We start from the raw sequence: 19,495 nt of genomic DNA, 5'->3' as shown, positions 1-19,495 counted from the left end.
CGCCCGGGACGCGCGGTGACAGGATCGATCCATGGACGAGGCGCAGCGGAGCGAGCTCCACGGGCTCCGCCGCCGGGCGTACGGGCCGGACCCCGACCTCGACGACGCCGAGCTCGCCCGCCTGCGCGAGCTGGAGGCGGGGGCGCGCGGTGCGGCCCTCGTCGGCGGGGTGGCGGATCCGCGGCCCGCCGCCGCGAGCGACGCTCCTCGCGGACGGCATGCCGCGCCGGGCGGCGGGACCGCGGACGCGACGCGCGCGGGCTCCGCGGACGCCGACGCGGCCGACGCGGACGACGTGGCCGCTCCGGACGACGACACGGCCGGCGGCAGCGAGGACGCGCCCCCGCGCCGCGCGGCACCGCTCCGCCCCCGCACCGCGATCCTCTGGGCCGCGTCCGTGCTCGTCGCGGTCGGCGCGACGGTCGCCGTCTCCTCGGCGCTCGCCACGATGACGGGCCGCGAGGTCGGGACCGTCGCGCTGGATCCCGACCGCGCCGTCCCCGAGCGCTGGGACGACTGGTACCAGGACGTCGCGACCGGCGTCGGCGAGTTCCACGGCCTCACGGTGATCGGCCTCGAGAACCCCGACGGCGGCGCCGCCTGCGTCACGGTCGTCGCCCCGCGCTCCTCGCGCGGCGGGACCCCGATCGGCGGCTGCGCGGCCGGCGCGTTCCCCGCCCGCGGGGTCCTCACGGTCACGGACGACATGCCCGCCGAGCTCCGGGACGAGTTCCCCGAGGGCACCGCGCTCGAGTTCGTGCTCGAGGGCGCATCCGTCCGCTTCGCGGCGGGGTAGGCGCGGCGGCGGGGTGACCGCGCGTCCGGCGCGGGCACCCCTCCCGTCCTCGGATCAGCCGAGGATCGCGCGGATCTTCGCGTAGAACTCGCGCGGGTCGTGGATCAGCGAGTCCTTCACCATGCGGCTCCAGTCGTCGACGACGACCTCGATCGCGTCCGCGGCGACGCCGTCGAGCGCGGCGCGGGCGACGTCGCGCGGGTCGAGCATCGGCCCGTCGTAGCCGGCCATGATGTCGGTGTCCGCGGCGCCGAGGTGCACGCCCTGCACGAGCGTGCCCTGCCCCTCGAGCTCCAGCCGCAGCGCGTTCGTCATGTTCCACTCGGCCGCCTTCGCCGCCGCGTAGCCGCCCGCGCCAGGGGCCGCGAACCACGACAGCGCGGACAGCACGTTGACGATCCCGCCGCCCCCGTTGGCGGCGAGCACGGGCGCGAACGCCCGGATCACGCCGAGCGTGCCGAAGTAGTGGGTGTCCATCTCGCGGCGGATCTCCGCCATGTCGCCCGTGATGAGCTGGGCGCCCGTCGAGATGCCGGCGTTGTTGATGAGGAGCGTCACGTCCTGCGCCGCTGCTGCGGCGGCCGTCACGGACGCCTCGTCCATGAGGTCGAGGCGCAGCACCTCGACGCCGGGGATGTCGATCGCCTCGGGGCGGCGCGCGGTCGCGTAGACCTTGCGGGCGCCGCGCTCGAGCAGCTCCTCGACGAAGGTGCGGCCGATGCCGCGGTTGGCGCCGGTGACGAGGGCGACCTGATCCTGGATGTCCATGCGTGATTCCTCCTGCCGCCCGCGTCGGATGCGCGGTGCGGCGCGGCCTACGCTAGGAGTTGACGTCGACGTGAAGGGCAAGTCCGCCCGGCGGATCGACAGGATCACCACCATCACCACCAGGGAAGAGGGCCTCATGCTGCGGATCGGCGACGTGGCGGGACGCGCGGGCGTGAGCACCCGGGCGCTCCGGTACTACGAGGAGCAGGGCCTGCTCCCGGCGGAGCGCACCCCGAGCGGCCAGCGCGTCTACTACGAGGCGGCCGTCGAGCGGGTGCAGCTCATCCAGCAGCTCTACGCCGCCGGCCTGCCGAGCCGCACGATCCTCGCGCTCCTGCCGAGCGTCGACACCGGCGTCGCCGCGCCCGAGGACATGGCGCTCCTGCTCGCCGAGCGCGAGCGCATCTCCGCCGGCATCGCCGAGCTCGAGCGGGCCCGCGCGGAGCTGTCGCGCGTCATCGAGATCTGCGCCAACCCGACGCCCGAGCACTGCCCGGCGCTCCGCGAGGGCGGCGCGGCGTACGAGCGGGCGCACGCGGAGGCCGTCGCGGCCTAGGCGGGACCCGTCCTCGGGCGAGGCGCACCGGATCCACCGACCGGTCCGCCCGCGACGTCCTACCGCGTGCCCGAGCGGTCCTGCGCCGGCCGCGCCAGCCCGTCGAGCACCACGCGCAGCAGCACGGAGTCGCGGGGCGCGGTCGTGGGCGCCGGCGAGCTGCGGATCGAGTGGGCGACGCCGCAGAGGAGCGCGAGGACCTCACCCGCCCCCACGTCGTCGCGGATCTCGCCCGCGGCGGCCGCCCGGTCCAGCAGCGTCTGGAGGCCCGCGATCAACGCGTCCCGCGCCTCGGCGGTCCCGGCCGACGCGGGGACGGGGCGCGCGGTGACGCGCTCGAACAGGGCGTCCTCGACGAGCAGGGTGACGTGCGTCGTCAGCACCTCCTCGAGCTGCCCCGGCCGGACGTCCTCCAGGGTCGCCTCGAGGGCGCGGAACCGATCCCCGACCAGCGCCTCCTCGAGCTCGGCGACCGTCGCGAAGTGCCGGTAGACGGTCGCCACGCCCACCCCGGCCGCGCGGGCGACGGCGTTCAGTCCCGGGATCTCGCCGTCGACGATCAGGCGCCGCGCCGCCTCCTCGATGCGCTCGCGGTTGTGCGCGACGTCTCGGCGGAGGGGCTGCATGCACCGATCCTAGGCGCGACCGCGAGAGAGCGGATACGCTATCCGAACGGATGACCTATCCGCATCGAATGGAGCCCCGCATGCCCGCATCACCACGTCCTCTCGCCGTCATCACCGGAGCGAGCTCCGGCATCGGCGAGCAGTTCGCCCGCCGCCACGCCCGCGAGGGGCACGACGTCGTGCTCGTCGCGCGATCCGGCGTCGCCCTCCGCGCCCTCGCGGACGAGATCGGCGAGCGCCACGGGGTGACGGCCACGGCGCACGTCGCGGACCTCACGCGCGAGGCGGACGTCGCGACCCTCGCCGAGGCCCTCCGCGCGGACCTGCCGCGGCTCGACCACCTCGTGAACTCGGCCGGCGTCGCGCCCGAGGGCGACCTCGCGGACACGTCCGAGGCGCACCTGCGCCAGCTCGTGGACCTCAACGTCACGGCCCTCACCCTGCTCACGCGCGCCGCGATCGTGCGGATGCGCGCGCAGGGGTCGGGCACGATCGTCAACATCGGCAGCGCCGCTGGATACCAGCCGATGCCGCACTTCGCCGCGTACTCCGCCACGAAGTCCTACGTCATCGCCCTCACCCAGGCGCTCTCCGAGGAGAACCGCGGCTTCGGGCTGCGGATCCTCGCCGTCTCCCCCGGGGACACCGACACGGGGATGGGCTCGAACCCCTCCACGGACAAGCGGCGCCCCGAGCAGGTGGTCGACACCGCGTGGCGGGCGATGTCCGGCACGGCGCCCTCGGTGGTCGACGGCACCCGGAACGCGATCCTGGCAGCCGTGTCCTCCCGGGTGCTCCCCACGCGGCTCGGGCTGCGCGTCGCCGAGCGCATGATGCGGCGCATGCTCTGAGGCCGACGCCCTCCTGCGGCTACCGGGCCCCGTCCCCGTCCGCGGTCAGCGACCAGGGGAGGGCCTCCATGCCCCGCCAGGCGCCGGGTCGCGAGCAGCTGCGGAGGACCTCGTCGAGGTCCGCCGGGCGGTCCCTCGTCGGGACGCGGACCCTGCGCGCCGAGCGCGAGCGGGCCGACGTCCGGCTGATCCCCGCGGAGCCGACGGCGAGGTCGGCTCCGCGGAGGCCGCGCGGCGCCGTGAGGGCGGCGTCGCGGGGGCTCAGCCCTGGATGAAGGGCACGAGGATCGCGTTGACCTCGCGCGCGTGGGTCCAGAGCATGCCGTGGGGCGCGCCGTCGATCTCGACGTACTCGGCCTCGGGGAAGGCGGCGTGGAACGGGCGGCCCGTCGCGTCGATGGGCAGGATGTTGTCCGCGGTTCCGTGGACGATCAGCGTGGGGAGGCCGCTCGCGCGCACCGCAGCCACGTCGGCGGTGAAGTCCTCGATCCACGTCCGCACGACCGCGGAGGCGGCGATGGGGGCGCTCATGGTGGCGGTGTTCCAGCTGGCCGTCACGGCCTCCTGCGAGATCCGGGTGCCGAGGTTGTCGTCGAGGTTGTAGAAGTCCTTGTAGAACTGCGTGAACCAGGCGAAGCGGTCCTCGATCGCCGTCGCCTCGATCCCGTCGAAGACCGACTGGGGCACGCCCTGGCCGAGCATGCCGGGCTCGAGGGAGGCGAGGAACGCGAACTTGGCGATGCGGTCGGTGCCGAACAGCCTCGCGTAGCGGGCGAGCTCGCCGGTGCCCATCGAGAAGCCGACGAGGATGACGTCGGTGAGGTCCAGCGTCGTGAGCACGGTGTCCAGGTCGCCGGCGAAGGTGTCGTAGTCGTAGCCGGTCCCGGCGTGGGAGGACTTGCCGAAGCCGCGGCGGTCGTACGTGATCACCCGGTAGCCGGCGGCGAGCAGCTCCCGCGCCTGGCGCTCCCACGAGGTGCCGTCGAGCGGGTATCCGTGGATGAGGACGACGGCCTGGCCCGTCCCGCTGTCCTCGTAGTGCAGCTCGATCGAGGTGGAGTCCTCCTGGCGGACGGCGATGGTGCCCATGGTGTTGCCCTTCGTATGAGAGCCAGAGGACGAGCGTCGCCTGACCGGTGCGTCGAACGCTAGGTAATGCACGCCCCCGGCGCAAGTGAACGGCAGGGGTGCGGGATGGCGTTTCCGCGTCGATTCGGATCGGCTGCGCGTCGGAATGCGGGCCGGATTACCCGCCGCGCGTCCCACCGGAATGCCGTGTGATGGGAATACGCGAGGAACACCAGACCAAGAGGGCATTCCGGCATCGTGGCAGTGGCAGGGACACGCGCGGCCGCGATATCACCCCATACGTTGCGGTCGTCAGGTGATCCGCCTGCCGCATATGCGCGATGACGACGGCCGCTCCGTGTCGGAGGAATCGCGGGAACGACGTAAGGAGAAGCATGTCGCGCACTTCTGTCCGAGGTCGGGGAAATCCCCTCCGAATCGCCGCCGCCGTCGCCTCGCTGGCGGTCGCCGGCTCCCTGATGCTCACCGCGCCCGCGACCGCGACCGCCCAGTCGAAGGCGGACGCGACCGCGGACGCGACCGTGACCGCGGCCGCACCGCTGCCGACCGTGGTGCTCGTCCACGGGGCCTTCGCGGACGCGTCCTCGTGGAGCGCCGTGATCGCGCAGCTGCAGCGGAGCCGCTACCCGGTGATCGCGGTGGCCAACCCGATGCGCGGCCTCGAAGCCGACGCCGAGCACCTGCGCTCCGTGCTGTCGACCATCAGCGGACCGGTCGTCCTGGTCGGGCACTCCTACGGCGGAGCGGTCATCACCGACGCCGCGACCGGTGACCCGGACGTGAAGTCCCTCGTCTACGTCGCCGGCTACGCGCTCCAGGAGGGCGAGCACGCTCTGGAGGCGAACGAGCTGGGCGGCGGCCACACCGACCTCGGCGAGCACCTGGTCATCCGCGACTACCCGGGTGCGGCGGAGGGGGACGGCGACGTCTACGTCGATCCCGCCCACTTCGGCGAGCTGATCGCGGCCGACCTGCCGCGGACGCAGAGGAACGTCCTCGCGGCCGTCCAGCGGCCGGTCGCCTACTCCGCGCTCCTGGCGCCGTCGGGAGCGCCCGCGTGGGCGAGCATCCCGAGCTGGTACCTCGTCTCCGTCGACGACGAGGCGATCCCGGTGGAGGCCGAGCGGGCGATGGCCGAGCGGGCCGGCTCCACCACCGTCGAGATCCGGAGCTCCCACGCGTCGATGCTCAGCCACCCGCGCCAGGTCGTGCAGATGATCGTCGACGCCGCGGAGTAGCGCACGCGCTGTGGCCGGCGCGGTCCGGTCCGAGCGGTCGCCCTGTCCGGGCGGTCGCCCGGACCGGATCGTCGGCGGAAGACGCCCGCGCTACCATTCGCACGTGTCGGCGGGCCGTTTGGCTGGGTTCTTGAAGGCGCGCCGTGAGCGGCTGCAGCCGGGCGACGTAGGGCTCGTCGTCGACTCCAGCACCCGACGCGTCGCGGGCCTGCGCCGGGAGGAGGTCGCGGTCCTCGCCGGGATCAGCAGGGACTACTACCTCCGCCTCGAGCAGGGGCACGACGCCAACCCGTCCGACCACGTGGTCGACGCCCTCGCGCGGGCGCTGAGGCTCGACGAGGTCGGCACCGACTTCCTGCGCTCCCTGGCGAGGCCGCCCGCGCCCCGCGCGCCCGCGCGCTCGAGCGACGCGGTGCACGCCCGCGTCCTCTGGCTGATCGACTCGTGGCCGCTCACGGCGGCCGTCGTGCACAACCGCTACATGGACGTGCTCGCCGCGAACGAGCTGGCCCGAGCCGTGAACCCGAACTTCCGGCCGGGCGCCAACAGCGTCCTCGAGCTGTTCACCGATCCCGCGGAGCGCGAGCTGCACCCGGACTGGGAGTGGATGGCGGCGCGCGCCGTGGCGCTGCTGCGGGCGATGGCCGGCTCCCCGGAGGACGACCGGCGTCTGCGGGCGCTCGTCGCCGAGGGCTCGTCGTCGAGCGCGCTGTTCCGCAGGTCCTGGGAACGGCACGACGTCAGCCGGGATTACGACGGCACCTACGCCCTGCGGCACCCGGGCGTGGGCGAGCTCACGGTGCTGGCCCTGCGCGTCCCCCTGGCGGACACCGACGGGCACTCCATGCTCCTGCTCCACGCCGAACCGGGGACCTCCAGTGCCGTCGCGCTCGCCGAGCTCGCGGCGGGAGGATCGTCGAAGGGGAGCCGGGGGAGCCGGGGGAGCCGGGGGAGCCGGGGGAGCAGGTCCGGGGCGGCACTCGATCCACGTGGACCCGCAGCGCGTCCCGGTGGCGCCCCGCGTTGACGGCGCGAGGGCGGTGCTCCCAATATCTCGCGCATCGATGTGGCGATGCCCGCACCAGCGGACATGACAGGGGTGACGGCCGCATCCGGCCGACGACCCCTGAGGACCCGAGGACGACCATGACCCGCACACGCACGCTCCGCACCTCCCTGCTCGGCACCGTCATCGCCTCGGGCATCGCCCTCGGCGTCACGGCCTGCTCCACCCCCGGGCTCGCGCCCGCCCTCGGCTCGGCGACGGCCGGCGCTCCCGCGGTGATGACGGTCGGGGACGTCACCCCCGGCGGCACGACCGTGCTCGCGCTCACCTCCCTCGACGACGCCGTGTTCTTCCTCGGCCTGGAGGGCGACGGGACGTCGGTGCGCTCGGTCGCGACGTTCCGCGGCAGCGATCCCGACGAGAACTGGGAGCGGGTGGACGCCGTCGGGTCCCCGGATCCCGATGCGGTCACCGTCACCGGGGCGGGCTACTGGCCCGACGCGGCCACGGAGCCGCTCTCCACGATCCACGGGCAGGTCGGTTCCGCCGTCGTCGCCGTCGACGTCGTCGCCCAGGACGGCGAGATCGTCGCCGCGGACGTCGGCGACGGCCGGTACGTGGCGGCGTGGAGGGGCGCGGACCTCAGCTACGAGGAGCGCCCGGCGGACGCGGTGACGCTCGTCGCGCACCTCGAGGACGGCAGCACGACGCGGGCGCCCTACCTCGAGCTGACAGCGGGCTGACCTGTCCGCCTACGACGTCGACACGCCGGTGAGGGCATCGTGAACCACGACGCCCTCACCGCGCTGCATCGCGCCCACTACGACGACCTGGTGCGCTACTTCACCCGGCGCGGAGCCGCCGCCGAATCCGACGTGCTCGCCGCCGAGGTCTTCGTCATCGCGTGGAGGAAGATGCCGCCGGACCTGGATGCGCCCCGCCCTTGGCTCTACGGGGTCGCCCGCAAGGTGCTGGGCAACGCACGACGGACCCACGACCGCAGGCACTCCCTCGACGTCCGCGTCGACGACGGACCCGACCACGCCCGGTCGCCGCGCGTGAGCACGCACAGCGGCCAGGTCGCGTTCCGCGTCGACCTGCAGCGCGCCTGGAACGCCCTGCCGGCCGGCGATCAGGAGATCCTGGCGCTCGTCGCATGGGAGGGGCTCACGACGCTCGAGGCCGCGGAAGCGCTGCGGATCCGGCGCTCCAGCGCATCCATGCGCCTCGTCCGCGCGCGCACCCGCCTGCGAGCGCTCCTGGCTCCGACACCATCCGAGGCGCGCCCCGCGCACCTGCCCACGAGCACGCCCGACGTCATGAGGGAACCGACATGAGCGAAGAGCTCCCCGAACGCGGCCTCCTGCGGCACATCGATCCCGCACCCCCGGACATCACCGCGGAGCGTCGAGCCGCGCACCTGCAGATGGTCCTGCGGGACGTGGACCGGCGCGCATCCCGCCGCACCGCGCCGAGAGCCCGATGGCTGGTGCTCCCCGTCGTCCTGACGGCTGCCGCCGCCGTCGCGGTCGGCGTGCTCCTCCTCCCCGGGACCATGACGGGGATCCCCCCGAGCGGCCCCTCGGAGGGAGGAGGCACGGCGATGCCGGACGCCATCACGGTCGGCACCACCACCCCGTCGGGTCGGACGATCCTCGCGGAGGCGAGCGTCGGCACGACGCAGATCCTGCTCGGCACCAAGGACGGGACCGTGTACTCCGGGGCCAGCTTCGACGGAAGCGATCCCGATGCGAACTGGTCGAGCATCACCGGGATCGCATCGCCGCGGCCCGACGGCGCCACGGTGCTGACCGCGGGGAACTCCTCGGGCCGCGACGTCGACGGGGTCGCCTACATGGGCGGCCGCATCGGAGCCGATGTCTCGGCTGTCACCGTCACCACGGACGCCGGCCAGGAGATCGAGGCCAGCGTGAACCTCGACGCGGGCTGCTACCTGGCCGCGTGGGACGGGGACGACTTCACCGACCGCTCGACGCTCGGCGCGGTGCTCACGCTGCACATGCGGGACGGCACCACCAGCGAGGTCTCCTACCTCGACATGACGGAATAGACGCGGGCGGGCACGGAGCAGCCGCCCGCGCGGGGGGGGGGGGGGCACGCACCACGCACCGTGCACCCGGCAGCTGGGCTGCCGGGTGCACGGTGCGGGATCGGGCATCACGCCCCGTCGCGAGGGGACGATCAGGTCGTCACGCGTCGCGGCGGGCGAGGAGCGCGGCGCCGAGCCCGAGGCTCGTGGCCGTCCACGCCGCGAGGACCAGGCCGGACTGCCAGGGCTCGAGCACGCCGCCGGGGCCGTACATCGCCGGACCCGCGTTCGAGAACAGGTACGGCGACGCGGCGGCGATCCACGCCACGTTCGAGAGGGTGATCGCGACGACCGGCAGCACGAGGATGATGCCGAGCGTGACGGTGGTGGCCCCGGTGCTGGAGCGCAGCACCGTGCCGATCCCGAGGGCGAAGACGCTGGTGCAGGCGAGGTAGAGCGCGGCGAGCAGCAGGTCGCGGACGAACGTGCCGTCGGAGAGGTCCGCGGCGATCCCCCGGGAGGCGAGGATCGGCAGCGTCACCAGGTAGCTCGCGAGCAGGGTGATCGCGCCGACGCCGAACGACGCGGCGAAGAGCACGCCGGCCTTGGCCAGCAGGGCGGGCACGCGGTGCGGGACGGCGGTCAGGGTGGACCGGATCATGCCGGTGCCGTACTCGCCGCTGATCGCCAGCACGCCGACCACCGCCATGACCAGCTGCCCGAAGAAGACGCTGAACGTGGCGACGTCGAGCGCGGCGGCGGTCTGCTGCTCGGCGTCCAGTGCGAGGTCGGGGCGCAGGCTCAGGGCCATCAGCAGCGCGATCCCGACCGAGCCGGCGACGAGGATGCCGAACGGCCAGGTCGTGGAGCGGACGGAGCGCAGCTTGATCCACTCGGAGCGGAGGATGCCCGCGGCGCTCAGGTCGGCGCCGACGGTCGGGCGGGGCGGGGCGGTCAGGGCGGTCATCGGTCCAGTCCTCTGGTCGGGGCGTGCGTGTCGGCGCCGGATCCGGCGTGGTACTCGACGTCGTCCCGGGTGAGGTCCATGTAGGCCTCCTCGAGGGACGCGCCGGTGGGGGTGAGCTCGTGGAGGTGGATCCCGGCGACGCCGGCGATGTCCCCGATGGCCGTGGCGCTGAGTCCGGTCACGGACAGCACCCCGGGCTCGAGGCCGCTGACCGTCACGTCCGGGCCCTGCAGGATCCGCGCGAGCTGCTCGGCGTGCGGGCTGCGCAGCCGGACCGCGGTGCGCGTGGAGGCCGCGAGGATCTCGGCGACCGGGGCGTCCGCGATGATGCGGCCGCGCCCGAGCACGATGAGGTGGTCCGCGGTCAGGGCCATCTCGCTCATCAGGTGGCTGGAGAGGAAGATGGTGCGGCCCTCGGCGGCGAGCTCGCGGGCGAGTCGGCGCACCCACATGACGCCGTCGGGGTCGAGGCCGTTGACCGGCTCGTCGAGGATGAGCGTCGCCGGATCGCCGAGGAGCGCGACGGCGATGCCCAGGCGCTGTCCCATGCCGAGGGAGAAGCCGCCGACCCGCTTCCCGGCGACGGACTCGAGGCCGGTCATGCCGATCACCTCCCGGACGCGCGCCTTGCCGATGCGGTGGGTGGCGCCCATCGCGAGGAGGTGGTCGTAGGCGCTGCGGCCGGTGTGGATGGCCTTGGCGTCGAGCAGCGCACCCACCTCGCGCAGGGGTGCCCGGTGCTCGGCGTAGGCCTTCCCGTTGACGGTGACGCTGCCGTGGGTGGGACGGTCGAGACCCACGATCATGCGCATGGTGGTGGACTTGCCCGCGCCGTTGGGGCCGAGGAAGCCGGTCACGAGACCGGGCTTCACGGTGAAGCCGATGTCGTCGACGGCCTTCTTGGCGCCGTAACGGCGGGTGAGTGCTTCTGCGTGGATCATGGCTCGAGCGTAGGAACGCACGGGGTCCCACCGAGTCGGACGACCGGACCGCTTCCCCGCCCCGGTGCGGTACCCCGGTGCTCGTGCACCGGTCCCCGGGGCCCGGATCCTCGGCCCGCGCCCGGATCTCCGCATTGGCACGGATGCCGCGGATGGCGCCCGTTCCTACGCTGGCAGCCCCGGTCCTCCCGGAGCCCTCCCCGCTCCGTCCGGCCGACCCGACGCGGAAGCAGATGACCATGACCGTCCCCCGCCCCCTGGCGCGCCCGGACCGCGGAGCTCCTCCGCGGCCGTGGCCCGGATCCTCGAACGCGTACCGGAACGAGCTCGTGGAGGCGGCGTGGTTCTCCGACTGGGTCGGAGGCGCACCGGAGCCCGCGAGGACGGCCCTGGGCACCGCGGCCGTCCGGTTGACGGGCGGCGGCGTCGCGACGTCGATGCGCCACGACCCCGTCGCGTACTGGAGCAAGGCCCTCGGCTTCGACCGTCCGGTCGACCGCGCGGTGATCGCCGAGGTCGTGGCCTCGTACGTGGCCGCGGGGACGCCCTCGGCCACGATCCAGATCGCTCCCGCCCTGCTGCCCGCCGACTGGGACGACATCCGCGCCGAGTTCGGCCTCACCGCGGACTCCACCTGGATCAAGCTCGCCGGGCCGGCCGACGCCCCGCTCGACGTGCCTCCCGGACTCCAGGTCGGCCCCGTCGCACCCGCCGACCTCGACGAGTGGGCCGACGTCGTGTTCCGCGGCTTCGGCATGCCGACGGAGCACCTCCCGTCCCTCGCCGCCGCATCCGCGCGCCGCGGGACCGTCCAGGCCTTCGGCGTCCGGGTCGGCGCGGACCTGGTCGCGGGCGCCTCGCTCGCGATCGTCGACGGCGTGGGCGCGCTCCTCGGCGCAGCGACGCTGCCCGGCTACCGGGGCCTCGGGGCGCAGACGGCCCTCATCGGCATCCGGGTGCGGGCCGCGCGGCTCCAGGGCGTGCACCGCGTGGTCGCGGAGACCGGGAAGCCCGCGCCCGGCGAGCGCGGCCCCTCGCTGGACAACCTGCTCCGCGCCGGGCTCGCTCCCCGGTACGAGCGCGTCGACTGGGGCTGGACGAACCCCGCGGGCCGGGCGGAGACGCGATGAGCCCGCGCGCGGGCCGGTCGGGCGGAGCCCTCCTGGGAGGCGCGGCACCACGAGCACGGTACTGTCGGCGCGACGGTGACGGGGCGGCATGGATCTGATGCGCGAGATGGTGTCCCGTGCGGACGCCGCCGACCTGATCGACGCGGTCGTGGCCGAGGGAGGCGCGCGGATCCTGATCACCGGCGAGGCCGGCATGGGCAAGTCGACGCTCCTCGAGGCCGCCGCCGCGCGCCTGACCGCGGCCGGGGTCCTCGTCCTCCGCGCGAGCCCGTCGTTCGCGGAGCGGCACACCACCTACAGCACCCTGTGGGATCTCCTCAGCGGGCTGGATCCGGCGTCGATCGGCGCGCTCCAGGACGAGTACCGGCTCATCCTCGACGTCGCCCTGGGCCGGAGGCGCGCGGACGCGGAGCTGCCGGCGCTGGCGACCGCGATCGCGTTGGAGGGGATACTCACCGAGCTGTCCGCGACCCGGAGCGTGGTGCTCCTGGTCGACGACCTGCAGTGGTCCGACCCGGAGTCGCTCGCCGCGGTCGAGCGCGCGACCCGTCGGGCGCGCTCCGGGGCCGTCCGCATCGTCGCGATGAGCCGCCCTCGCCCCGCCGCCCCCGGCGCGTCGACGGGGCTGACCTTCGACGCGGGTGACGTGCACGTGCTCGACGGGCTGACGGTCGACGAGCTGGAGGTCCTGACCCGGGCCGCGTGGCCGTCGACCATCACCCGGGCGCAGGTCGCGGCCCTCCGGGATCACACCGGCGGGAACCCGATGTGGGCGCTCGAGCTCATCGAGCGCGGCGTCATCGGCGACCTCGGCGCGCTGCCGGTCGGCACGCTCCAGGCGCCGCCGTCCCTCGCGATCGCCATCGCCGAGCGGCTCCGTGCGATGAGCGCGCCGGCTGCCGACATCGTCTCGATCGTCGCCCTCCTGGGCCGGCCGCCGCTCGCGCTGCTCGCCGACGTCCTGGAGTTCAGCGGCATGAGCGCCTCGGCGACGGACGAGGCCGAGGCCGCCGGCTTCCTCTCCGTCACGACGACCACCGTGCGCACCCGGCACCCGCTGCACGCCTCCGCGGCGGTCGCGCGCCTGGGGCCCGCTCGCCGACGGGAGCTGCACGCGTTCATCGCGCATGCGGTCGATGACACCGTGATCCGCGCGCAGCACCTCCAGCAGAGCCGCCCGCCGGGGCCGGATGAGACCGTGGCCACCGCCCTGGCCAAGGCGGCCGCGGACCTGCGCCGACGAGGGGCGCGCCTCCGCTCGGCGCACTTCGACGCGCAGTCCGTGGAGCGCACGGATCCGGCGGACCCCCGCTTCCAGGACCGGCTCCTCAACCAGGCGCAGCAGCTCTTCTCCGCGGGCGACCACGCCGCCTGCACCCGCGCGCTCGGACGGGTCTCGGTGCCGGGCCTCGACGTGCACCAGTACGACTGCTGGCTGGCCCTGTCGGTCAGCTGCCTGCTGGGGTCCGCCGGGCCGGCCGCCGTCGGCCGCCTCCTCGCGGAGCAGGCGCAGGGCGTGCGGCCGCAGCACCGGCGCCGGGGGATCATCGACGCCAACGGCGCCGCGTCCACGACCATGACGGTTCCCGCCCGCGCATCCCTGGCGGCGGCGGCGCTCGAGTCCCTCGCCGGCGCGCACGCGCCGAACGCGGTGCACCGCGCCCTCCGCGCGGCGGTCACCGCGCAGGTGGAGCACGGCGCGGGACTCGACAGGGGGCGCATCGCCGACATGGACAGGCGGCAGTCCATCGAGATCGTCGCGGGTCTCGAGGACACCGGCCTCGCCACCACCGCGTACCTCGCGCACGCGGTGGACGACCCCGCCGCATCGCTGCGGGCCTTCGACGCGCTGGCCGAGTGGGCGCGCGACGAGGGCAAGGAGGGCATCGAGCGGGTCTTCCTCGTCCACGCCGCCCACGCGGCCCTGATCGGCGACGACCTGCCCGCGGCGCGAGACCGCTTCGCCGCGTCCGGGTACGCCGCCGACGCGCCGACCCTGCCGCGCGCGCTGCGCACGACGGCGGCGCTGCTCCTCATCGCCGACGCCCGCCATGACGACCTCGCCCGCGTCGCCGCGCGCTGGGCCGCAGATCCCGATGTCGACCCCGGGGAGACCCGCGAGCGGGAGGGGGTCCTCGGGCTGTCCGCAATTGCCCGACGCCGGTGGGACGAGGCCGCCGGGCACTTGCGTGCCGCGGTCGAGCTGGCCGACGCCGCGGGTCTCGTGGAGCCGGGGAGCCGTGCGCGCGTCGATCTGCCCCTCGTCGAGGCGCTGCTCCAGACCGGGCAGCTGGTCGAGGCCGACCGGCACCTCGACCGGGTGCGGGCCGTCCTCACGGGGCAGGAGCGGCCGATCTCGCGGATCGCGATGGAGCGCGTCGCGTCGATCGCGTCCGCCTCGCGCGGGGATCTGGAGGGGTCGCTCGCGCATGCGGGCACCGCCATCGCCCTCGCCGCGGCAGGGGGCCGTCCGACCGACGAGGCCCTCGCGCTGCTGCAGCGCGCCCGCGTCCTCCGGCGGCTGCGCCGTGTCGGCGACGCGCGGGCCGACGTCGCCGCCGCTCGCGAGCGCGCCCTGCCGACCGGGGACCGGAGCCTCCTCGCGCAGGTCGAGGAGGACCTCGCGGCCGTCGGCAGCACGCGGCCGGCCGGTGCCCTGACCCGTGCGGAGCTCGGCGTGCTCGAGGTCCTGCAGGACGGGCGCAGCAACAGGGAGATCGCGGCGCAGCTCTTCATCAGCGTCCGGACCGTCGAATCGCACGTCGCGGCGATCCTCCGCAAGACCGGCGCCGCGACGCGCGCGCGGCTGATCACCCGGGACGACTAGGGCCGCCGCGCCTGCCGGCGCGACTCGGCGCGGGCGACCCGCCGCGCGTCCGTCGCCATCTGGCGGAGCGCCCCGGTCGCCGTGACCGTGAACCCGACGAAGTAGAAGCCCGGCGCCGCCGCGGTGCCCGACCGCGCACGGGGATCACCGTGGTCGTCCAGCAGGTCCAGGCCGCCCAGCAGCTCCTGGAGCCCGCGCCGGTATCCGGTCGCGAACACCACGGCGTCCGGGTCCACGAGCGACCCGTCGGCCAGGCGCACCCGGTCGCCCAGGAACCCGACGGCCGCGGCGACGGGCGTGACCCGCCCGGACTCCAGCAGCCTCACGATCCCGGTGTCGTGCACCGGCACGGATCGGTCGCGGGCGACGCGGGTGTACAGGTCCGATCGCGGGCGGGAGAGCCTCCGCCGGGAGAGATCGGGGACGGTCAGCCGGGCGAGGAGCCCCGCGACCCGGTCCGCGATGCGCACCGGCACCAGGCTCGACGCGATGGCGATGGCCTGCATGGGCACGCCCCAGATCCGACGACGGACGATGTGCGGCGTCGTCCGGACCGCCATGCGCATGCGCCCGGCACCGGAGGCGACCATCTCCGTCGCCGCCTCCGCCGCGGCGTTGCCGGCGCCGATGACGAGGACGTCCGTGCCGGCGAGGTGGTCACCGCCGCGGTAGTCGGCCACGTGCATGACGGGCCGGGTGTAGCCCGACAGGCCGGGGAGCTCGGGGATGAAGGGGACCCGGTTGTAGCCGGTGGCCATCACGACGGTCTCCGCACGGTGACGCGCCCCGTCTGCCGTGACCACGACCCACCCCGCGGCCGTCGCGGATGCGGTCGGCTTCTCCACCGCCACGACACTGACGCCTGTGCGTATGTCGATGCCGCTGTCGACGGCGTATCCCTCGAGGTAGCGGACGAGGTCCGCGCTCGTCGGATAGCGGCCGTACCGCTTCGGGATGCGGGCACCGGGCAGGCCGGAGAGCCGCCGGACGGTGTGCAGACGGAGCCCTTCCCGGTGGGTGCGCCAGCTGGTCGCGACCGCGTCGCCGCGTTCGAGCACCAGGACCTGCCGGCCTGCGCGCATCAGCTCGTGGGCTGCGGCGAGGCCGGCGGGTCCGGCACCGATGACGATGACATCGGCGCTGCGTGCGGTGTCCATCGGCTAGCCCCTGATGAGGTGGGCTGCCCGCTCCGCGATCGCGAACACCGTGGCGTTCGTGTTGGCAGAGATAGGCGACGGCATGATGGACGCGTCGGCGACGCGGAGGCGCGAGATGCCGCGGACGCGGAGGTCGGGGTCGACCACCGCCATCTCGTCGGTTCCCACGCGGCAGGTGCCGGCATAGTGGAAGTAGACGACGAGGCTCTCGCGGACGTAGTCGAGGATCGCGTCGTCGTCTTCGAGGGCGCGACCGGGCTGGGACTCGGCGCCTCGCCAGTCGTCCAGCGCGTGCGCGTCCGCGATGCGGCGGGCGATGCCGTACCCCGTGACCATCGCCTCCTGGTCGCGGGCGTCCGCGAGGTACTGCGGGTCGATCAGCGGCGTGCTGCGGTGGTTGCGGTCGGCAAGCCGGACGGTGCCGCGGCTGTGGGGGAGCATGGCGGAGAAGCCGATCGCGTAGCCGCCGTCGGGGTCCGGCCCGGAGAGGTTCTGCGAGCGGTATGGCTGGCTGATGAGCAGGATCTGCATGTCGGGGTGCTCAGCATTGTCGGTGGAGCGGATGAGTCCGACGCCCTGGCCGTAGATGTTCTCGGGGTTGCCCTGCAACGGCGTCTTGTGCTCGAACACGAGCGTCGACATGGGGTGGTCGTGCAGGTTCTCTCCCACGCCGGGGAGGTCCAGCTCGACATCGATGCCGTGCTCGCCGAGGTGTTCGGCGGGGCCCACGCCGGAGAGCATCAGCAGCTGCGCGGTGCCGATGGCACCGGCGGTGAGGATGACCTCGCGTCGGGCGACGGCCTCGCTCCCGAACACGACGCCGTCGCCGAACTCCACGCCGGTGCAGATGCCGTCGTCGATGATGAGGCGTCGGGCCGCGGAGTCGGTGACGATGTGCAGGTTGGCGCGGTCGGCGAACGGCCGCAGGTACGCGTCCGCCGCGCTCTGGCGGTGGCCGTCGTGGACGTTCGCGTCGGAGAGGCCGAACCCGATCGCGTCGCCGGAGGAGACGTCGTCGACGAGCGGGTGACCCGCCTCGGCCGCGGCCTCGAGGGCGGCGGAGGACGACGGGGCTCGGATCGGGCGTCGGGCCGACGAGCAGGGGGCCGTCGACGCCGCGCAGGGCGGTGTCGCGTCCCACGGTGGTCTCGCTGGCCCGGAAGAAGGGCAGGAGGTCGTCGAAGCCCCAGCCGGTGGCGCCCTGCTCGGTCCACGCGTCGTAGCTGGAGCGGTGGCCGCGGAGGAAGTTGAGCCCGTTGATGCTGGAGGACCCGCCGAGCGCCTTGCCGCGCGGTGCGGCCAGGGGGACGCCGAGGAAGTCCTGCACGACGGTGGACTCGCCCCAGCTCGCCGTGCTGCCGAGCAGGAGCGGCCAGATCCCGGGGAGGCCCATCTCGGGCAGGGCGGTCGCGGAGCCGGCCTCGATGAGCAGGACCTCGGTGTCGGGGTCCTCGCTGAGGCGGGATGCGATGACGCTGCCCGCGGTGCCGCCGCCGACGACGATGTAGTCGTACACGCGGACCTCGGGCTCCGGCTCGAGTCCGTGGATGCCGGGGTAGCCGGGGTGGGCGTTCTTCATGTCGTCTCATCTCGTCGCGTGTCCGCGGCTGGGATCCAGCCACGCATCCGACGGTAGGGAGACGCCGCTCCGCGCCCATCCGTGCCAGCACGGACATCCGTGCGGCGGGGTCCTTCACCCCGTGACGGTCACCTCCGGGTCGCGATCACGGCCCGGCTCGCGGACAGCAGGGCCGCGCTCACGTGCGTCGCGTCACCGAGGTAGCCGCTGACCATCGCCCCGTCGCGCAGCATCATCAGCTCGTCCGCCGCCTCGCCGCCCTCGATGCCCGCCGCCTCGGTGAGCTGCGTCAGCGCCGACAGGAACCACGCCCGGTGGGAGTCCACGACCCGTCGCACGGGGTGCTCCGGATCGGCGTACTCGGCGGCGGCGTTGATGAACGGGCAGCCGCGGAATCCGGCCGTGCACGCCTCCGCCCCGATCCCCGTGCTCACCATGCGGAGGGTCTCGTCCACGTCGCCGTGCGCCGCCTCGCTGGCACCGCGGACGGCGTCGCGCTCCCACGCCGCACGCCGCTCCAGGTACGCCACGATCAGGTCGTCCTTCGTGCGGAAGTGCCGGTAGAAGGTGACCTTCGTGATCCCGGCGAGCTCGATGATCCTGTCCGCGCTCACCGCCCGGAGGCCCTGCGCGTAGAAGAGCTGCGCCGCGGCGTCGACGATGCGCTCCCGGGTGGCGGCGCCGCGGGCTCCCGTGCGGGGCGCCGGGGTCGGCGCGCCCTCCGGATCGTCCTGCGTCGCCGCGGGGGCAGCGGTCGTGGGGGCTTCGGGCTCTCGCTCTTCCTGGGTCATGGACCGATGCTAGACGCCCGCGAGAGTCACTGGTTCGTCTACATGGCGCGACCGGGATCGGAGTCGGCGGATCCGGGGGTTGCGCTTTCCGTCGCCGGCCTCCATAGTGGTGCTCGCAGGTAGAGTTACTAGTTCGTCTACGTAGCTCGTCCGGCTCCGCGGTCCTCGTGGAGCCGCAGGAACCCCTCGCACCGCCAACCGGAAGCAGACCCCATGTCCCGCTCGATCCGCTCCTCCTTCTCCCGCCGCACCGCGGGCATCGCCCTCGCCGCCACGGCCGCCCTCGCCGGGCTGGCCGGCTGCAGCCCCGCCGCCGCGCCGACCGCCGTCGGCGACGCCGTCGCGGTGACCGCCGAGGCGCCCAAGCCCACGATCGTGTTCGTCCACGGCGCATGGAGCGACTCCAGCGCCTTCGACCAGGTCAGCAGCGCGCTCGGCGAGGACGGCTACACCGTCGTCGACTTCGCCAACCCGCTGCGCTCGCTCTCCGGCGACACCTCGTACCTCGCCTCCTTCCTGGAGACCCGCACCAGCGGCCCCGTCGTCCTCGTCGGCCACTCCTACGGCGGCGCGCTCATCAGCGGCGCAGCCACCAGCGACCCCGACGTGAAGGCCCTCGTCTACGTCAACGCCTTCGTGCCCGAGGCGGGCGAGACGATCCTCGAGCTCTCCAGCAAGGCCGGTCCCGTCGACGCCGCGGCGCTGTTCGACATGGCGCACTTCGGCGAGCACGACGTCGACCTGTACCTGAAGGAGGACGCCTTCGCCGGCGGCTTCTCCAACGGCCTCTCCGACGCCCAGACCGCCACGCTCTTCGCCGGCCAGCGCCCCATCACCTACGCGGCGCTCGACGAGCCGGCCGGCGCGGACCCCGCCTGGAAGAGGCTCCCGTCCTGGTACATCGCCGGGACCGAGGACCACAGCATCGCCCTCGAGACCCAGCTCTTCATGGCCGAGCGCGCCGGATCGACGGTCACCGAGCTCGAGGCCGGGCACCTCTCCATGGTCGCCGAGCCCGCCGCGACCGTGAAGGTCATCCAGGACGCCACAGCCGCCCAGTGACCCACCGCACCCTCATCCAGCGCATCACCCACCTCCTCACGAACAGGACCACGCACATGAC

The 19,495-nt window shown here is 74.2% G+C and carries 19 protein-coding genes and 1 pseudogene; 11 read left to right on the top strand and 9 right to left on the bottom strand.

Going from position 1 to position 19,495, the window contains the following annotated elements; genetic code table 11:
• Positions 1-31: 31 nt before the first annotated feature.
• Positions 32-796, top strand: a complete 765-nt coding sequence (locus QFZ62_RS08910) for a hypothetical protein (protein WP_307504433.1) — start codon at positions 32-34, stop codon at positions 794-796.
• A 54-nt stretch (positions 797-850) separates the two neighbouring features.
• On the opposite strand, the gene QFZ62_RS08905 is transcribed toward QFZ62_RS08910, so the two are convergent.
• Complete coding sequence (locus tag QFZ62_RS08905) at positions 851-1,564, bottom strand: SDR family oxidoreductase (protein WP_307504430.1); 714 nt, start codon at positions 1,562-1,564, stop codon at positions 851-853.
• 70 nt (positions 1,565-1,634) lie between these two features.
• On the opposite strand from QFZ62_RS08905, the gene QFZ62_RS08900 reads away from it, so the two are divergent.
• On the top strand, positions 1,635-2,120 hold the full coding sequence (locus tag QFZ62_RS08900; protein WP_373425951.1) for a MerR family transcriptional regulator: 486 nt from the start codon (positions 1,635-1,637) through the stop codon (positions 2,118-2,120).
• 59 nt (positions 2,121-2,179) lie between these two features.
• On the opposite strand, the gene QFZ62_RS08895 is transcribed toward QFZ62_RS08900, so the two are convergent.
• On the bottom strand, positions 2,180-2,746 hold the full coding sequence (locus QFZ62_RS08895) for a TetR/AcrR family transcriptional regulator (RefSeq protein ID WP_307504429.1): 567 nt from the start codon (positions 2,744-2,746) through the stop codon (positions 2,180-2,182).
• 80 nt (positions 2,747-2,826) lie between these two features.
• On the opposite strand from QFZ62_RS08895, the gene QFZ62_RS08890 reads away from it, so the two are divergent.
• Complete coding sequence (locus QFZ62_RS08890; protein WP_307504426.1) at positions 2,827-3,597, top strand: SDR family oxidoreductase; 771 nt, start codon at positions 2,827-2,829, stop codon at positions 3,595-3,597.
• Positions 3,598-3,858: 261 nt separating this feature from the next.
• On the opposite strand, the gene QFZ62_RS08885 is transcribed toward QFZ62_RS08890, so the two are convergent.
• Positions 3,859-4,686, bottom strand: a complete 828-nt coding sequence (locus QFZ62_RS08885; RefSeq protein ID WP_307504423.1) for an alpha/beta fold hydrolase — start codon at positions 4,684-4,686, stop codon at positions 3,859-3,861.
• Positions 4,687-5,144: 458 nt separating this feature from the next.
• Between QFZ62_RS08885 and QFZ62_RS08880 the strand changes: the two genes are divergently transcribed.
• From QFZ62_RS08880 to QFZ62_RS08860, 5 genes are all read left to right on the top strand, one after another.
• The gene (locus tag QFZ62_RS08880) at positions 5,145-5,924 is read left to right on the top strand and encodes an alpha/beta fold hydrolase (protein WP_307504420.1); all 780 of its coding nucleotides are present in this window, start codon (positions 5,145-5,147) and stop codon (positions 5,922-5,924) included.
• Positions 5,925-5,934: 10 nt separating this feature from the next.
• Positions 5,935-6,951, top strand: coding sequence for a helix-turn-helix transcriptional regulator (locus QFZ62_RS08875; RefSeq protein ID WP_307504418.1), 1,017 nt, complete (start codon positions 5,935-5,937; stop codon positions 6,949-6,951).
• 119 nt (positions 6,952-7,070) lie between these two features.
• Positions 7,071-7,673: a hypothetical protein gene (locus tag QFZ62_RS08870; RefSeq protein ID WP_307504415.1), complete on the top strand. Its 603-nt coding sequence runs from the start codon at positions 7,071-7,073 to the stop codon at positions 7,671-7,673.
• A gap of 39 nt (positions 7,674-7,712) precedes the next feature.
• A complete protein-coding gene (locus QFZ62_RS08865; RefSeq protein WP_307504413.1) occupies positions 7,713-8,267 on the top strand; it encodes an RNA polymerase sigma factor in 555 nt (184 codons plus the stop codon).
• The gene (locus tag QFZ62_RS08860; RefSeq protein WP_307504411.1) at positions 8,264-9,001 is read left to right on the top strand and encodes a hypothetical protein; all 738 of its coding nucleotides are present in this window, start codon (positions 8,264-8,266) and stop codon (positions 8,999-9,001) included. Before QFZ62_RS08865 ends, QFZ62_RS08860 begins: the two co-directional genes overlap by 4 nt.
• A 139-nt stretch (positions 9,002-9,140) precedes the next feature.
• On the opposite strand, the gene QFZ62_RS08855 is transcribed toward QFZ62_RS08860, so the two are convergent.
• Together QFZ62_RS08855 and QFZ62_RS08850 are read right to left on the bottom strand one after the other, a co-directional pair.
• Positions 9,141-9,947: an ABC transporter permease subunit gene (locus QFZ62_RS08855; protein WP_307504409.1), complete on the bottom strand. Its 807-nt coding sequence runs from the start codon at positions 9,945-9,947 to the stop codon at positions 9,141-9,143.
• Positions 9,944-10,888 carry an ATP-binding cassette domain-containing protein gene (locus tag QFZ62_RS08850; protein WP_307504407.1) on the bottom strand — a complete coding sequence of 315 codons (945 nt, stop codon included), beginning with the start codon at positions 10,886-10,888 and terminating at the stop codon, positions 9,944-9,946. Before QFZ62_RS08850 ends, QFZ62_RS08855 begins: the two co-directional genes overlap by 4 nt.
• Positions 10,889-11,127: 239 nt before the next feature.
• On the opposite strand from QFZ62_RS08850, the gene QFZ62_RS08845 reads away from it, so the two are divergent.
• Both QFZ62_RS08845 and QFZ62_RS08840 read left to right on the top strand, forming a co-directional pair.
• Positions 11,128-12,018, top strand: coding sequence for a GCN5 family acetyltransferase (locus tag QFZ62_RS08845; RefSeq protein ID WP_307504404.1), 891 nt, complete (start codon positions 11,128-11,130; stop codon positions 12,016-12,018).
• Between the two features lie 88 nt (positions 12,019-12,106).
• Positions 12,107-14,845, top strand: a complete 2,739-nt coding sequence (locus QFZ62_RS08840) for an AAA family ATPase (protein WP_307504400.1) — start codon at positions 12,107-12,109, stop codon at positions 14,843-14,845.
• On the opposite strand, the gene QFZ62_RS08835 is transcribed toward QFZ62_RS08840, so the two are convergent.
• From QFZ62_RS08835 to QFZ62_RS08825, 4 genes and pseudogenes are all read right to left on the bottom strand, one after another.
• A complete protein-coding gene (locus tag QFZ62_RS08835) occupies positions 14,842-16,002 on the bottom strand; it encodes an FAD-dependent oxidoreductase (RefSeq protein WP_307504396.1) in 1,161 nt (386 codons plus the stop codon). The genes QFZ62_RS08840 and QFZ62_RS08835 overlap by 4 nt on opposite strands.
• 3 nt (positions 16,003-16,005) lie before the next feature.
• On the bottom strand, positions 16,006-17,082 hold the full coding sequence (locus QFZ62_RS08830; RefSeq protein WP_307507739.1) for a GMC family oxidoreductase: 1,077 nt from the start codon (positions 17,080-17,082) through the stop codon (positions 16,006-16,008).
• Positions 17,083-17,149: 67 nt separating this feature from the next.
• Positions 17,150-17,581: pseudogene (locus tag QFZ62_RS15605) on the bottom strand (GMC family oxidoreductase N-terminal domain-containing protein); the annotation flags it as partial.
• Between the two features lie 128 nt (positions 17,582-17,709).
• On the bottom strand, positions 17,710-18,372 hold the full coding sequence (locus tag QFZ62_RS08825) for a TetR/AcrR family transcriptional regulator (RefSeq protein ID WP_307504394.1): 663 nt from the start codon (positions 18,370-18,372) through the stop codon (positions 17,710-17,712).
• 213 nt (positions 18,373-18,585) lie between these two features.
• On the opposite strand from QFZ62_RS08825, the gene QFZ62_RS08820 reads away from it, so the two are divergent.
• A complete protein-coding gene (locus tag QFZ62_RS08820) occupies positions 18,586-19,434 on the top strand; it encodes an alpha/beta fold hydrolase (RefSeq protein WP_307504392.1) in 849 nt (282 codons plus the stop codon).
• The last annotated feature ends 61 nt before the right edge of the window (positions 19,435-19,495 follow it).

Origin of the sequence: Clavibacter sp. B3I6, assembly GCF_030816895.1 — a bacterium.
GTDB lineage: Bacteria > Actinomycetota > Actinomycetes > Actinomycetales > Microbacteriaceae > Clavibacter.
This window is presented reverse-complemented; position numbering and strand designations above follow the sequence as displayed.